This is a genomic window from Legionella feeleii, from assembly GCF_001467625.1.
Lineage (GTDB): Bacteria > Pseudomonadota > Gammaproteobacteria > Legionellales > Legionellaceae > Tatlockia > Tatlockia feeleii.
Genome location: NZ_LNYB01000004.1, coordinates 1 through 14,740 on the forward strand (window position 1 = coordinate 1; position 14,740 = coordinate 14,740).

A 14,740-nucleotide genomic window follows, 5' to 3' on the forward strand; every position below is an offset into this window, starting at 1 on the left:
TGAAGACGGAGTGCAGGTTGTTGAACAATCGGACTGGAAGGCCGCTTGATGATATTTTGCTCATACACCAGAATTGACAATAACTCTGGCGAAATACTGCCAAACCAAGTATGTCATTCCATCAAAACATATAGCATTATAATAATCTGAGCGGTTGAAATAAGCTTTAACATCCTCATGATTAGAGTCTTTAGCAGTTTGTACGCCGTTCATTAAATTAATCCCTAAACCCAAAATTTTTTCATCCTTTTTTAAAACATCAGGAAATTGGGGATAAACTGTTTTAGCTCCTTGAAGGTCAGTTTTATAAATATCTAAAATCAATTTATGTAAGGTCCAACAACTTGCATGCTCACCTAGATCCGCATCCAATGCATTAATTAACTCATTAGTTAGAGTTAAAACAAGGTAATTCTTATTTAAGTCCGCTTCCAAGAGTTTCAACATAGTGAAACTTTTACCCGTTCCCGCTCCAGCAACTATTACTTTATACGAAGCCGTCGATTGAGTAATTTTTTCAGTATATCCATTACGCTCGTCTTGCATGAAAGGCCACTTATAGTTTCCAGTATTAATTTATCGGCCTAAAATTTAAAAAATTTAGTTTAATATTTCTTATCTTTTCGTAATCGTTCTAATCAGCTATCATATACAGTGTTGGGTATGATTTTGGGTAATTTTCGAGTCTTTCCTATTTTAAATTAATTAAATCAATATGTTACATGTTTGTTCGAGTCCCACCCTCGGTACCATTGAGACAGGTTGTTAACGGTTCTCAATGGTTCCTAAAAGCAAGCAATTCTTCAAGTTTATTCAAATAACAGTAATTTACACGTCTGAAATCGTTCTGAGCAATTCGCTTTTCATAAGGTTATCGTTTGGGTTAGATCCCCCTCAAGGCGCACTTTGAGCTTTGACACTGCCCTGTGGCGCTAACCTGCCCAAAAGCTCAGGCAGGTTAAATTTTGACCTGGCCATTTCAAAAGCCCAGAGGGCAGATATATCGGCTGCTGCTATATCTTTTAACTCCTGGTAGCGAGCCTTATCATTGCGTTTTTCTGCGGCATCGAGTGCTTTACATAAACCGAGAGAATAGTCTTTCACTAAAGGTTGTATGGAAGCAATGAAATTACCAACCCCAATTGCATCAGCAGTCCGAGATGAGAACCTGTCATGGGCAAAACCGGCTCTTAAGGTTAACGACATATGCAAGGGAACAAGTAGTTGAGCCTGCCCCGCTATGTTATCCCAGTAATGTTCTAATTCTTCCCTACTCCAGTCCTGATGATTAGCGAGCAACAAATTAACTGCAGCTGCAATTAATTCAAAATTAAGATGTTTTTCTCTATAGCGTTTCCCTTTTACCTCATATTCCAATCCATAATCTTTAACTAATTGAGCCTGTGCATACAGTTTTTGTCTGATTGCTTCGCCTTCCGAACTCGCAGGAAGGGAATCCAGCATAAGATTGCAGCTGGCCATATCCAAAATCCAGAGTGCATATTGGAAGGGAGAACAGTTAAATGTCTGCCCTGCACCACCCGTTATAGGAACAATTTCCGCAGCCAAGCCCGGATGGTTGCCTAACAATGCTTGAATCTCTTTTCGTTTCACTGCGATGATGAAATCGATTAGTTTGAGCGTATAATGAAAATTTCTGGTTATGGGGTGAAATCGATGTGAAACCAATGCCAACCTGCTTAGGGAGTTTCCCTCACCTTTTTTATTTTGCTCCCTCTTCTCATTTTCTTTAGCTCTATCCGAAGCAAGATGAAACAAAATAAGTGAAAGTAGATCATCAGGTAAGCCGATAAAATAATTATCAGTTGTTTGTTGATTGCCTCCGCTTGGGGGAACCATCTCCTCCATTTTTCTTTTTGGCATGTCTAATCCTTTTTACTATATCGATGATTTATCAAGAATTTTTACTACCCGGATTGTCATTTTATTCAAGGAGGCGGATATTGCCCTTAATCCTTGCACTAATCAAGCTTTCCATGCAATGAAGAATTTATTTCATTAATGGAATGGTTTGTTGTGGTATTGGAAAGCATATTAGGATCTGTGTTAAGTGTCCTGGCGCGAGTGCCACACAAACTCCCCCGTAGTTGGGAAATTTGATTCTGTCATCAACCCAATACTAGAAGCCATCATAACACCTCATGCTCAAACATAGTGGTTTAATTTTTTGCAAAAAAGATTGAATTGTAACGATAAAATAGAGATGTCTTTTTAATAATGTGACAGGTTAAAATAGACCCAAAAGCCTCTTTATATGTCGGATTGGTAAAAATTTATACTTTTCATACAAAGAGCAGTATGTTAGCATTCCCGATTTTTTTAAGGGTTTTATTGTGAGAGCAAAATACATTAATGCTGGCTTAGAGACAGCAAGAGAGGGCTATAAAGGGGCTCAGCAAAGTACTACGCTTACAGGCACTATGAAGCAGGTAGCGAATGTTGCTTCAGGGAAAGCCGTTATCGATGCGATTGAACGAAATGTTCCACCAGTCAATCAAGGTTTAAAACTATTTGCTAAAGGCGTCGAACTCCCAATACAAGTGATTGCCAAACCACTCGTTTCAGCAGCCTTTCGTTTTACTATACAACGATCAGTGCGTAGCGCAGTGAAATCTTATTATGTCCATTCAATAAGTCACACTGTGGTGTCCTCTGTGGTCCAATACGGCTTGAGTTTTTTGTCTGAAGAAGCGTCTAAAAGCAGCATCGCTGATAGTATTTCAAATTTTGCCTTAGGCATAGCCGAAGAAGAATTTATTAAACATGCTTCGGCGAAAATTTTAGAATTGCTTGAGCCATTGATTAGGAGTGGTGCAGATTTAATTGCCGCTGAGACTGGGAAAATAGCGAAGAATTCCGTCAAGGTTTATTTTGGCAATATACTTTTGCTTTATATGGCTTCGCTTGTTTTATCATCATTGCATGATGATACCGCAGGCATGTTAAGAACAACCGTTAATTATGCTCAAGATTTAGATAACCGTTGGTATTGTTTGCTCGTTGTCATGATGACAATGGCTGCCCATCTATTGCCTGTCTTGGGCCGCGCAATCTCCCCTACTCTTCAAAAACAGCATACCAAGTCTGACTTAAAGCAATACATCCTTTTAAAATCGCAAAGAGAGGGTGGAAGAGATTCGGATAGCGAACTCTATAAATATGTTGTGGGGCTCGTTTTGGATACCCTTGTAGATAGTAATCTGATTGATAGTAATCAGATTCAATTGGCATTAAATTCAATACAACTGGGTGAGGAAGCAGCCCGTGCAGCATTCGGTTCCTAGTAACTAAGCTGGTGATAAGCCACTCGGAATCAATGGAAGCGAAAGCATCGCCATTGATTCCTAGTCACTTGCCCGACATGCGGCCAGCAATTCTTTCAATCGACCGCTGAGTTTCCCATGTCTTTGAAATGACAAAAATCTCGCTTCATCACAGGCTATTCTCAGTCTGTATTGAGCTAATGCCTCATAAACAAACCACAAGAGCTGCGCTATAACAAAAGCATCGAATAAATGGCTTTTAGACTCAAAAGCCAGATAATTTTTTAGACAAACATCCACAAGCTGTAAATAGGCATCATCTTCCTTTGTCAACGCGTGATGGAACGTTGCTTGTCGCAAACAGCCGACTAAGGAAAAAAACGGATGAGAAATGACTATTTCACCCAAATCAATAAAGGTAATAATTTGTGATATATCACTTATAAGGATGTTATTGTCATGAAAATCACACTGCACAAGCGTTTGTTTGATAGAAACATCGGATAATTTTTTGCATAAATTAAAGATCGTTGGAAGGAGACTCTCTAATTCATTCCTTTCTATTTCTGATAATCCATCCTCCATCAATAGGTCTTTTTGCGAAAGTAATTGCTGGTATAAGACTGGTAATTTATCTAATCGCCAGTCGGGGACGCCAATATCAAGAAAATTATCGACATTAGAAGCAACAGCCAACTGGATAAACGTAAATTGTTCAATAGCCCTACAAAGCAATATGGGGTCGAATTGCTTTTTCAAAACTTCTCGCAATGGCCTGCCTGCATCTTTCATTAAAAAGCAATTTAATTCTGCATTGACTGCAATCACTTCCGGAACGGAGGCATGGAATTGATCATGCAACATATTGGTGATGACAGGCTCTAAGGCAAGCAGTGGTGGTGTATGCTTCAAATAAATATAGCCATCCGATGTTATAAAGCGGACCACATAAGACCAAGGTGTATGTTGTACATTCTCTGGCTGAATGCTTTTTAATCTATAGCGGTGCGATGCAAGATAGTTATAACCCCATTGAATAATTTCTTTATTCAAATTTTCATTTCCGTGCACAGGATCAGTAGCCATTATTTGCTTCTCTATAACTCGTTGGAACGAACAAAAGTAAACCTTAGATGGAGCCAATTAACTATGATTATAGCGATAAAAATAATAGCAGTCAGGTGAAAACCAGCTTGACTTAAATTGAATTATATTTGCACAAACAAAATGCCTAATCTATACTGTGATGCGCATTATAGGCATAAAACGCCTCTATTGAACTCGCCGGGGTAGATAACAAAATCAATGGATATATACTAATGCGGCTCTTGAAAGGAATCCAACATGTCTAATTCAGAAAAATCACTTCAGATTGAGATACCGGTAAAACTTGCAGAAGTAAAAGCAGTATTCAGCATTGGCTCCTTATCGTTTGAAGGTGATCTGCCTGCATCGCTTTTTCATATTCAGCTTATCAAGAATGACATCTCTGATTGGGGTGCCAAATCACAAGTAATCGCAGTCTTTCACACCAATGCAGGACATGTAACGTTGAATGACAACGCTTATAATACTGATCGAAACATCGTGGCAGGTAACCCCTACAAAGCGCTTGTAGCCCAGCTGATAAAGAGCGGTGTACAAATTGAATTGTGTGGCGCCACAGCGAAAGCACACAACTGGGGAAATGCTAATCTACTTCCCAATATCAAAGTTACTACTGATGCTATGGCAAGAACAATACAGCTCGTTCAACAAGGCTTCGTCAAGATCACAGAGTAAATCAAACAAACCAAAATAATCGTTGCCGAAACCTGCATTAACAATTTAATCTTTTTTATAGGTAACACTATTTTTTACCCGATTACCTAATTACAGCCTATTACCGACTTCTTCCCTATCGATCTTTAGCCATTCCATTCTGGAATCTCCCCCCGTAATTTTTTTCTTTTGACCCGCCATTTAGCATGATGTGAAAATCATTTCCATTTTTTAATTTGCCAGGATCTGATATGCGTGAGAAATTTTCTCCCTCCCCAAAAAGTAAAACAGCGTTAAGAAAAGAGAAAATAATCTCAAAAAGCTGTTTATTTATCTTGATGAACACATTTAAAGGTGAAACCGATTTGCAAAATTTGCCCGGTGAATCGAAAGATCTCTATATTTTCACTGAACACAATGAACTTTATTATGCACCGAGAGAAACACCAACTCATGATCAGCGGACATCTTCCAGTTGGCAAAAATACATCCAGGTCCCTCTTACGCCACAAAAAAGCAATGAGCTACGTTCAGAATTATTACCAATACTGAGAAAACGATCTAAATCTGATTCTCTCGATAGGCAATTTACCACTTTAAGTCCTAATGATCTAACCGCACTAAAAAAAATAACGGGGCATGCACGCAAAAGTACTCGGGGGCCTATCGAATTAGAAAGAGTTTGGCATCGAGTTTCATGGTTGCCAGGTTATCTTGTACACGAATTTTCTGGTACTGGAGACAAACTGAGACCCTATCAAAAAACTTTGGCCTACCGATTAGCCTGGGAAAGATTAAAAGGTACTTATGTTAAAGGAAAGGTAGCTTTTCCGGTATTCAAAATAGCTAATTTTACCTTAATTAAAGAAGAGCATTGCAAATTATTAATGGCCGAAAGTCTTGCTTTAGGAATACCTCCACATGTATTTCAAATCACAGCGCATCCATTATCTGAAAGAAGCCAGGCAAAATTGGCTCATCACGTTAAAAGCCAACCGAGTTTAATAGACAACCCCCAAGCTTTTGAAGCTTATACGCATTCCGAATCATTCCGTGGAAATTTTGCTGTCTGGCGCCGTGAGCGACAAGGTAACGTACAAAGAAAAGAGCCAAAGAAGACATTTATGACATCCCCCCGAGCTTTTCGCTATTTTGGTAATTCGTTAAATTATTTAGAGAGCATAGAAAAGATCATTGAGCGCTCGCCTGAGTTTGCTCAAGCTAGTGTCGTTAAAGATGTGACTTGTGGAAGCTGTGCGCTAACGTTCTATTTAGCCCAAAAATATCCAGAAAAAAAATACATTGCCAGTGACATCAATGGGGAATTAATCAATTTATTAAATTACATTAAAGAAAATCGTTGGGAAGATATAGAAAAATCCTACCGAGAACATCATTCACGTTGTCATAACAGCCCAGCAAGTCAGCGCAATACTATTTTTAACCAAATGATTGTTGAATACAATGAACAACCCTTACCGAAAGATTATTCGTTACTTCTTTTCATTCAAAATAATTCTTTTGTTAATGTAGAATTTGCAGGGACTCAAATACGCCGCGCCTACTTATTACAAGAAAGAAGCACAAAACTCGAGACCACATTAAAATTACTTCATCACAGCAAGAAATTAATCGATAAAGGAAATATTGAATTTCAGCAAATGGATATGCATGAGACTCTTCATCAAACAAACCCTGGTGATATTTGCTTTCTGACACCTCCTCATGAACACGATGATGCTAAATTTTATCTCCAAAAGATAAGCGTTAATGATCTTTCTACTTCGATTAGGCAATTACAAGCACGGCAAATACCTTTTCTTCTCACCTATGGAGATAACATTGAACAGAAGTCAACCAATTTGACAAGTATCATTGATGGATTAAATAAGTACTCTTACCTTGCTTCGGCCGGCAGAAAAAAAGCACCCAAAATTATGACCGTTTATTTTTCTCAAAACTTGGTTTCACCCTCAGTACTGGAAGAGCTCAATAGAAATCTACGCTTAAATGCCGAAAGATTAATTACCAAAGCCAGGAAAGGATTAAGGGCGCTCGAAGAAACAAGGGCGTCAGGAGGAAGCAGCCACTTAAGCGAAACGGAGCAACTCTATACTCAAACCTTAGAATTGGCGCAGCAAATCATAAATACCTTCGCTGAAATACCGCAAACCAGCTCAAGTAAAACAATGCAACAAACTATCGAAAGGCAAGAGGGGGATGAGCGCAGCATAGTTACTCCTCAACCCAGTCCAGTAGAAACAGACAGCGAGTCTGAGTTAGAGGGTGAAGAAACCGATTTGGAGGAAGATGCGTTAGTACCACTTACTGCAGTAGATGAGGAGCCAACCACATCCGAAAATACAGCGGCACAACCACCGGATGTTGTCGATATATGGCAATTTTCACCGCCACAGAGAACAGCATCCCTTGAGCAATCCTCTGAGACACCGTCTGACTTGACAACTAATAACACCAGAGCCGAGTCGCGTATTTTACCTTCCATCGCAGAATTGTTTCCTTTTTTATGTAATTCTCGCCGCGTTCCTGAAGAAGACAAGTTAAATGTAGGAGTGGAAGAATTAAGTAAAAGAAAAACAATGACCAGTCGGCAAACAACCAAAGGTAGCCTACTACCAGATTACAAGCGTGCCAGAACAGGCCAATATTTCGATTTCTTTTCTAAGGACAGTGTAGCTACTGGCACGATAGATCACGAAACAACACTAGCAGATGAAACGAAAGCCGATTATGAGTCTTCTTCCTTTCCATCCCCTTCTCTCGAAGGTTAATATGCAAGTCTGATCGTTAGAGAACCCAACAATCAGGCAAATCAAAAGCGTCAAAAATCGATTAGACTCGATTGATTTTGTAGTCGGATCAGAAAAAATTGATCCGACTATTTTAGATTTTACTTTGTATTTAAAAGACTTCTAAGCCATTCTTTTGCCTTTTGGCTTACCCTATCATCTTTTAATGCCATTTCGTAAATTGTAATTTTGCGAGCCTCTTCTTCGCCGTACATGTCATCGAGTATTTCATTCCAAAGTGTTAATGCAGTAGAAGAAGGAATTATGCCGATTTTGTTAAGAAACCCATAAATTCGATCTCGCCAATAGGCATCGGTGGCTTTTTCTATCCACGATATAAGCTCTGGGGTTAATCCAATCTCTTCAAGACCTTTTCCTTCTCCAAACCCTTTCTCCCACTTTTTGGTCCTAAGATGGGCGTATTTTTTGCCATAGATTCCATTCACCCAGTCCATATATTTTTTTCCTAAGCGAATACCTTCTTTTGAATAAGGATCGTTTTTGAGGTTAGTTTTCAACTCCTCTGCCAATTGTTGCCAACGTTTTTCAAAAACAATTTTTTGCTGATTGGCTTTCATTTCTTTTTCAAACTCTACATACTGCTTGAGTTCATCAGGGGTGAATATTTCTTTAACCCAACTATGTTCAAGATGTTCTGTCATTCTGTATACCTCAATAAATTGAATAATGGTTTCCCAAGGAATGGATTGATCGTCATCAACAGAATCAATAATGCTTCTCAGGGTTTTAGCCCCCTCAAGTAAAGCAGCTGCTTTCTGCTCCAACACTTGTGCTTGACTGTTAAAATGCGGGAGCGCTTCACATTCTTCAGAGAGTAAGGTTTTGATTTGTGATAACTCAAAACCGAAAAACTTCAAAGCAATAATCTGTTGTAATTTCAATAAATCCTTTTCGGAGTAAACACGATACCCATTAACAAGTCGTAATGAAGGCTTGAGTAACCCTATACGGTCATAGTGATGCAGTGTTTGCACCGAGACACCGGTTAATTTGCTTAAGTCTTTTACGAACCATTGAGTCATCGTATTACCTCCTCCAATCAAAAGATAAGGTATATAGCAACAATAGGGTCAAGCGGCTTTTAATATTTCTTTGGCAGTCCATTATGTTCTCTATTTTCTAGAAGAAATATTTTTAATTTGAATTTTTAAGTTCTAGTAAACTTCACTTTGTCTATATTAAAAATAAACTACACTGTACTAAATAATAGGCTTTTAAAGAGTCTTGTCTTGGAAATGACGTTATGAAAGCTTTTAGTAACATGAAAATGTATACACCTTACTTAGAAAGTCGTTACCAGTCTATTTTTGAAAATACCCTGATTTATAGCTGGGGCTATTTTTACTTCGATCTGAGTGGACGATGCTTGCAGTTGATGTCAGATAACTCACTTCTGGATGTTTTTATTAAGAATGATTTATGGACTACTCAGATTATCAATCATATTACTGCGCCCCTGCATGATTTTTATAGTTCAGATATTGAAAAGGACAAGGTGTTACCAGTTTCAATTAAAGAAACTTTAGTTGATCAAAAGTATACTTATTTTTTTGATATTGTTCATGATCATAAAACCTTCACAGAAATTTATACATTTGCGACGCGTTCCGATGTAGCTCACTCAAATAACTTTATCCTTAACAATATAGATACTTTAAAAATAGTTTCTCAGGATCTTGCAGAGCGTTGCAGACGGTTAATTAATGGAAACACACTGACTTTACCGAAAGATTTTATCATTAAGATGAATTCACTGGCGGAATCGCGCCAACCACCAGGCTCTTTAAATTTAAAGGAAATAATTTTAGGAAAAAAAGAACAGGCATCTAAAATTCACGAAATGGTAAAAGGCACTGTGTTCGATTTAAATAAGCTGCCCTTTAACTTCTTGTCGGCAAAAAATATAACATTAAAAGAAAAAGAAATTATTTATCTCTATTATTTTGGTTTTAATGCCAATCGTATTGCTGATATTCTAGAAATATCAAAACGCACTGTCGATAAACACTTCGAAAATATTAAGAAAAAACTTGCTTGTGATAGTACGGGCCAGATAATTCCTACCTTACTACGCTCTAATATTTCAATAAATAACTTGATCCAACATGCCTAAACTCCTCAAAAAATTTCAAAGGGTGTTATCAGTACAATGGCCCTCCTTTAGTAAATTTTTCTCTATGAAAAATAATGATATTTTTACATCGATAATTTCGCCCTTAATAATTCGTTAATCAAAAAGTGCAATAATAGATATTTTTGGGAAATAGTAGATGTGCATTCTGGGTTCAGTGATTGGAATAATATCTATCATGCTAGGTACTTTCGAGCAGAGTAGCGTATTAGTAGCCACTGGGGTACTAAACTGCGTTCTTACGCTGATCGCATTCCATTCAGCTTAATTTTTCCAGAAACATTGAACATCCCCAGCCTAAATAAGACAATAAGCCAAGTATAAATTTCATTAGACAGGACTATATGAGCCAACGTAATGCGAAAGGATTTATAATTAAGCAGGAAACTGATGATAAGACAACATCGCAGCATTTTCCCCATGTCTTACTCGTCGAAGATAATGCTATCGCATTAAGATTACTTGAAACACTTCTAAAACAGGCAGGATGCGAATTTACTTCCACGATGAATGCAGAAAATGGCTTCGATCTTATCAAAAAATCTAAATTCGATTTAATCATTACAGATATTGGTTTACCAGGTATGTCGGGAATTGAATTAGCTATCTATATTCGTGACTGGGAAAAAGATAATAATCAAAAAGCAACCCCTATTGTAGGCTTAACGGCTCACTGTTTAGCAAGCTCAGCTTATGAATGCATAGAAGCTGGCATGAGTCAGGTATTTACCAAGCCTATGACCCCAACGATTCTAACTGGTATTCTTTCCGAATTAGTTACTACAACAAAGGAAAATCAGCAGTCAAAAGTCATCGAAACAAAAGACAAGTTCTCTAAGGAAATATTTCTTGCTTTAGAGCAATTTTCCCTACTTGATAGTAATCAAGGAATTAATAATTTAGGTAGTATTGAGCTATTAAAAGAATCACTCGAGTTAATGATGAGTGAGCTCCCCCTGGAAAAAATCAAAATTCAGCAGGCGTATGAAGCAAGTGCCTGGGAATCTCTGGGAGACACCATACTTAGAATGAGAAGTAGCGCTATCTATTGCGGCACAGCCAGACTCCAATACGCCTGTCAATATCTGCAGATTAATCAAAAAGCAGGCGATACAACAAACTTCAATACCTTATATCATCATTTACTTGAGGTCATAGAAACTACTCAACAAAGTATTAAAGACTGGCTAAACCAACAAAAATAAGAAAAGCCCCGTGTTGATTAGATCCTATCAGCATGAAGTTTGTTTTTCGCCTACAACATCCAGATTGCTCAAATCGAGTGATAAAAAACCTGCAAAGCACTGACCACCTGTTTTTTAATACAAATCAGGCTGTCAACCTCTTAATTAGGGGCGGAATTCAAATCTGTACTATATTTTATGGGTCAGGTAATAAATAAAAATGTTTGTTAAGGAGTCATCATGAAAAAACTAATCTATACAGCATTTTCTATTACCCTATTTTCTGTAATATTAACTGGGTGTAGCTGGGAAAACACTATAGACGAGCCAAAAGCTACTTACCGGAGTAGGATATAGATTCATTCCTGTGAACACAGTAGAAGGCAGTATACCGAGCCAGGATATTGTGGTTTATTAAGAAGAAAGGAGTTATTTATAAACAGGCCCTATTTTCACAGCTTACTGAAGCCCTATTTTTACGTATTGGTGTCGAGATTAATTTCACTGAGACGGGTTATCCTTTTTAATCTTGCTGCATGTATAGTTTATTGACTTTTTGGGCCAGACTCTTTCCTCTTTATCGTCCATTTTGCGGTTTATAAAACATACTAAATAATAAGAGCAGGATCCAACCTAACATGAGCAATGCCCCGCCACAAGGAGTCCCATAGCGAAAAATAGGTTTGGCAAGAAAAATCAATGCGTAAAGACTACCACTAAATATGAAAACACCTAAGAGGAAAATAACGCAAACAAGATGTAATAATTTGGGAGGGTTGCGCTGCAAACCATACAAACTGAGTGCAACCAATAAAATACTATATAATTGCTGACAATGGAGGGCGATACCGAAACGTTGAGCATTTTTTAAGGTTAACATCGCACCAAATACATGGCTTTCCAGCGCACCAAGCATTACCGAAGACAAGCCAAGTATACTTGCCAAAACCAGGATCAATTTCATCATGGAATACGCTCCACACGGAAGATCAGCACCAACAACCATGTGCTTTACTTGTCATTGCATAGTATAGTTGTACCACAATAGTACCTATTCATAGCAAGTTGTAAATATATCTGGGATTTAATCATGGCCTCTTCTCAAACCCTATCCTCTTACCTTTCTCTGCGTTCTTATCAAACTGAAATTGCAAACCACAGCCATGATTTTGCTCAGCTTGTATTGCCTATTAGTGGTACCTTAGAACTTCAGACGGGTTGTCGCACAGGAATGGTCAGTGCTAATACAGCCGCTTTTATTGCACCTTATGAAGAACATTGTTTTGCTGCCAGTAAGGAGAATCTTTTTTTAGTGGTTGATATAAAAACGCCCACTCTACTGTCGCATGCCACACTGATATCTTCTTTTCTTAGTCTGACACCAACAACTAAAAAATTTCTCTCTTTTGCTCAAAGTTATCTAATGCTAGAAGAGCATGATGCTTTTTTTGATTATCTGGTTGAGAATTTATTATTTAAATTGCTGGGCCAAACTGTTGCGAGTATTGAGGATCCTTATGTGTCAAAAGCCAAATCCTGGATCGAACAACATCTTGCCATGCCCATTGATATCAACAAACTGTCACAATTATGCAACTTAAGTAGCAGCCAACTGCAACGGCGTTTTAAACGTAGCACAGGCCAGGGGCTTGCAGAGTATTGGCGCCATAAAAGAATGTTAAAAGCACAACAACTCCTTGTGAGCGAACATCTGTCAATTGAGGCTATTGCCTATGAGATTGGTTATGAAAATTTACCGGCGTTTAGCCGTCGCTTTAGCCAAACGTTTGATATGACGCCTTCCCAGTGGCGTGAAATGATGCTGACTGCAAAAACTATGCGTGCTTAGAATAATACATGGATTTGATTAACTTGCTAAACTCCCATTTCATTCTTGGTACTGCACCAGGAGGCTGTTAAAAAGGGGTTCTTTATGGCAAAAAATAATGATTATTTCCAGGGTCTCTTCTACCTTGTTCTAGCTCAAACCATGGTAGGACTGAATATTGTTTCATCAAAATATTTGGTTTCATCAATACCCATTTTATTTATGCTAACACTGCGATTCTCCTTAGCAGCCTTTATTCTCTTGCCTTTACATTGGTTAACGCCTGCCAGGCGATTTACTATAAAACACCATTTTTCAACACTAAAGAAAAGGGATTGGCTTTTTATTTTAGCGCAAGCACTCTCTGCTGGCGTTTTGTTTAACTGTCTTATGTTACTGGGATTGCATTACACAGATGCTAATATGGCAGGTATTATTACCAGCGCGCTTCCTGCGACGATTGCGCTAATGTCCTGGCTGATACTTGGCGAAAAAATATCTGCTAAGACAAGTCTCTGCATACTCTTTGCTACCTTAGGGCTTGTAATTATTGCCAGCAATAAATTCAAAGGAGTTGGCTTAAATCATTCGTTTTTTGGTGACGCTATTATTTTGCTTTCCCTTTTACCTGAAGCTACTTACTATATTTTATGTAAACTGCATTCAAACCGTTTACCCGTATTTTTAATTTCAGCCTTTCTGAATGGTCTTAATGCTCTGATCTTATTTCCTCTGCTTTTCTTTTTTCCCTGGAGTCCTGCACAGCTCACCAGCTGGGATTGGGTCATTTTATTGTGTCTGGGTTTAAGTTCAGGCTTGTTTTATGTCTTTTGGTCTTTTGGCTCCCAACGCGTTGATGGGCTCTTAGCTTCTCTTTCTACAGCGATCATGCCACTCGCTACGGTAATTTTGGCCTGGTTACTATTAGGAGAGCAATTAACAAAGATGCAGTGTTTAGGAATGAGCCTGGTAATATTTTCTATTGGAATTTACGCTAGACGAAACTAGTTTGTTATCAGTGTTTTCAATAACAAGCTGCAGATCTTGGTTTTGCTTACCATCGGTCTGCAGCGAATTTGACAGAATCGTTCAAACTTTATGCGCGGAAACCCAAGGATGAGAAGTTATCTGTGAACAATTTTTTGGGCTCTCTTAGCTTTATACGCGTCATTCGAATAGCGATATTAGTTATTCAAAAAATTTTCTAACATTGCTTGAGATTTGTTCCCTAACAAAACACTTCTCATATTATTTTTAAATGTTGCAGGAACACCCTGAATTGAAGTACCACAAACCTTTTCAAATTTATCATTTTCAAGCGCATAAAAAGTCCAATCGCTATATTTTTTAAGATCAGAAACTTTTTGGTAAGTAGGCATGAAACTTCTACAATGTGAACACCAGGAAGCATGTACCAGGATCACTGTTTTAGGCATTGCTAAAGCGGCACAATCTGATTTGTTAAAAGGGATTACAGTCGCAAATGAAACGAAAGGGATCATTATCATTATGCCTGCCAGGCATTTTATTATTTTTTTCATTTTTTCTACTCTCAATTTTGAGGAGTCAACGACATCCTCTAGTGGACAACAGGTTAGCGATACTAAGCTAGAGCTAGAGTACAGTCAATGAGATCGAGAAGCTCTACCTACATAAAATTACAATCCACTAATAGAACAAAGGCATCCTTAAGATTTAATTAATTTAGAAGTAATAAAATA

Annotated in this window: 14 protein-coding genes; 8 read left to right on the forward strand and 6 right to left on the reverse strand. The window is 38.0% G+C overall.

All coding sequences use genetic code 11. The annotated features are described in order from the left end of the window. Nucleotides 1-60: 60 nt before the first annotated feature. Together Lfee_RS00135 and Lfee_RS00140 are read right to left on the reverse strand one after the other, a co-directional pair. Nucleotides 61-546, reverse strand: coding sequence for an AAA family ATPase (locus Lfee_RS00135; RefSeq protein WP_058443252.1), 486 nt, complete (start codon nucleotides 544-546; stop codon nucleotides 61-63). A gap of 348 nt (nucleotides 547-894) precedes the next feature. After that, nucleotides 895-1,884, reverse strand: coding sequence for a hypothetical protein (locus Lfee_RS00140; protein WP_058443253.1), 990 nt, complete (start codon nucleotides 1,882-1,884; stop codon nucleotides 895-897). A 470-nt stretch (nucleotides 1,885-2,354) separates the two neighbouring features. On the opposite strand from Lfee_RS00140, the gene Lfee_RS00145 reads away from it, so the two are divergent. Beyond that, a complete protein-coding gene (locus Lfee_RS00145) occupies nucleotides 2,355-3,305 on the forward strand; it encodes a hypothetical protein (RefSeq protein ID WP_058443254.1) in 951 nt (316 codons plus the stop codon). A gap of 60 nt (nucleotides 3,306-3,365) precedes the next feature. On the opposite strand, the gene Lfee_RS00150 is transcribed toward Lfee_RS00145, so the two are convergent. Then, complete coding sequence (locus Lfee_RS00150; protein ID WP_058443255.1) at nucleotides 3,366-4,370, reverse strand: phosphotransferase; 1,005 nt, start codon at nucleotides 4,368-4,370, stop codon at nucleotides 3,366-3,368. Nucleotides 4,371-4,628: 258 nt separating this feature from the next. Here Lfee_RS00150 and Lfee_RS00155 point away from each other — a divergent pair, with 258 nt between their 5' ends. Beyond that, on the forward strand, nucleotides 4,629-5,066 hold the full coding sequence (locus tag Lfee_RS00155) for a DsrE family protein (protein WP_058443256.1): 438 nt from the start codon (nucleotides 4,629-4,631) through the stop codon (nucleotides 5,064-5,066). Nucleotides 5,067-5,296: 230 nt separating this feature from the next. Beyond that, nucleotides 5,297-7,837, forward strand: coding sequence for a DNA adenine methylase (locus Lfee_RS00160; RefSeq protein WP_058443257.1), 2,541 nt, complete (start codon nucleotides 5,297-5,299; stop codon nucleotides 7,835-7,837). Nucleotides 7,838-7,956: 119 nt separating this feature from the next. Here Lfee_RS00160 and Lfee_RS00165 read toward each other — a convergent pair whose 3' ends face one another. Continuing rightward, a complete protein-coding gene (locus Lfee_RS00165) occupies nucleotides 7,957-8,898 on the reverse strand; it encodes a MerR family transcriptional regulator (RefSeq protein ID WP_058443258.1) in 942 nt (313 codons plus the stop codon). Between the two features lie 221 nt (nucleotides 8,899-9,119). Between Lfee_RS00165 and Lfee_RS00170 the strand changes: the two genes are divergently transcribed. Both Lfee_RS00170 and Lfee_RS00175 read left to right on the forward strand, forming a co-directional pair. After that, entirely contained in the window at nucleotides 9,120-9,989 is an 870-nt protein-coding gene (locus tag Lfee_RS00170; protein ID WP_058443259.1) for a helix-turn-helix transcriptional regulator, read from the forward strand. A 362-nt stretch (nucleotides 9,990-10,351) separates the two neighbouring features. Next, complete coding sequence (locus Lfee_RS00175; protein ID WP_058443260.1) at nucleotides 10,352-11,212, forward strand: response regulator; 861 nt, start codon at nucleotides 10,352-10,354, stop codon at nucleotides 11,210-11,212. A gap of 556 nt (nucleotides 11,213-11,768) precedes the next feature. On the opposite strand, the gene Lfee_RS00180 is transcribed toward Lfee_RS00175, so the two are convergent. Beyond that, a complete protein-coding gene (locus tag Lfee_RS00180) occupies nucleotides 11,769-12,158 on the reverse strand; it encodes a DUF423 domain-containing protein (protein ID WP_058443261.1) in 390 nt (129 codons plus the stop codon). Between the two features lie 123 nt (nucleotides 12,159-12,281). Between Lfee_RS00180 and Lfee_RS00185 the strand changes: the two genes are divergently transcribed. Continuing rightward, the gene (locus Lfee_RS00185; protein ID WP_058443262.1) at nucleotides 12,282-13,040 is read left to right on the forward strand and encodes a helix-turn-helix domain-containing protein; all 759 of its coding nucleotides are present in this window, start codon (nucleotides 12,282-12,284) and stop codon (nucleotides 13,038-13,040) included. 84 nt (nucleotides 13,041-13,124) lie between these two features. Further along, nucleotides 13,125-14,027: a DMT family transporter gene (locus Lfee_RS00190; protein WP_058443263.1), complete on the forward strand. Its 903-nt coding sequence runs from the start codon at nucleotides 13,125-13,127 to the stop codon at nucleotides 14,025-14,027. Between the two features lie 176 nt (nucleotides 14,028-14,203). Here the strand turns inward: Lfee_RS00190 and Lfee_RS17520 are convergent, their stop codons facing one another. Beyond that, entirely contained in the window at nucleotides 14,204-14,398 is a 195-nt protein-coding gene (locus Lfee_RS17520) for a hypothetical protein (RefSeq protein ID WP_058443264.1), read from the reverse strand. On the opposite strand from Lfee_RS17520, the gene Lfee_RS17525 reads away from it, so the two are divergent. Continuing rightward, nucleotides 14,397-14,651 (forward strand): hypothetical protein, encoded by a 255-nt coding sequence (locus Lfee_RS17525; protein ID WP_058443265.1) that lies wholly within the window; start codon nucleotides 14,397-14,399, stop codon nucleotides 14,649-14,651. The two genes, Lfee_RS17520 and Lfee_RS17525, sit on opposite strands and share 2 nt — an antisense overlap. Nucleotides 14,652-14,740: the final 89 nt, after the last annotated feature.

What these genes read in the sequence shown, in the direction of transcription:
- Lfee_RS00185 (WP_058443262.1), top strand. Translation starts at nt 12,282, where the DNA reads ATGGCCTCTTCTCAAACCCTATCCTCTTACCTTTCTCTGCGTTCTTAT.
- Lfee_RS00150 (WP_058443255.1), bottom strand. Translation starts at nt 4,370, where the DNA reads ATGGCTACTGATCCTGTGCACGGAAATGAAAATTTGAATAAAGAAATT.
- Lfee_RS00155 (WP_058443256.1), top strand. Translation starts at nt 4,629, where the DNA reads ATGTCTAATTCAGAAAAATCACTTCAGATTGAGATACCGGTAAAACTT.
- Lfee_RS17525 (WP_058443265.1), top strand. Translation starts at nt 14,397, where the DNA reads ATGAAACTTCTACAATGTGAACACCAGGAAGCATGTACCAGGATCACT.
- Lfee_RS00190 (WP_058443263.1), top strand. Translation starts at nt 13,125, where the DNA reads ATGGCAAAAAATAATGATTATTTCCAGGGTCTCTTCTACCTTGTTCTA.
- Lfee_RS00135 (WP_058443252.1), bottom strand. Translation starts at nt 546, where the DNA reads ATGCAAGACGAGCGTAATGGATATACTGAAAAAATTACTCAATCGACG.
- Lfee_RS00180 (WP_058443261.1), bottom strand. Translation starts at nt 12,158, where the DNA reads ATGATGAAATTGATCCTGGTTTTGGCAAGTATACTTGGCTTGTCTTCG.
- Lfee_RS00170 (WP_058443259.1), top strand. Translation starts at nt 9,120, where the DNA reads ATGAAAGCTTTTAGTAACATGAAAATGTATACACCTTACTTAGAAAGT.
- Lfee_RS00160 (WP_058443257.1), top strand. Translation starts at nt 5,297, where the DNA reads ATGCGTGAGAAATTTTCTCCCTCCCCAAAAAGTAAAACAGCGTTAAGA.
- Lfee_RS00175 (WP_058443260.1), top strand. Translation starts at nt 10,352, where the DNA reads ATGAGCCAACGTAATGCGAAAGGATTTATAATTAAGCAGGAAACTGAT.
- Lfee_RS00140 (WP_058443253.1), bottom strand. Translation starts at nt 1,884, where the DNA reads ATGCCAAAAAGAAAAATGGAGGAGATGGTTCCCCCAAGCGGAGGCAAT.
- Lfee_RS17520 (WP_058443264.1), bottom strand. Translation starts at nt 14,398, where the DNA reads ATGCCTACTTACCAAAAAGTTTCTGATCTTAAAAAATATAGCGATTGG.
- Lfee_RS00165 (WP_058443258.1), bottom strand. Translation starts at nt 8,898, where the DNA reads ATGACTCAATGGTTCGTAAAAGACTTAAGCAAATTAACCGGTGTCTCG.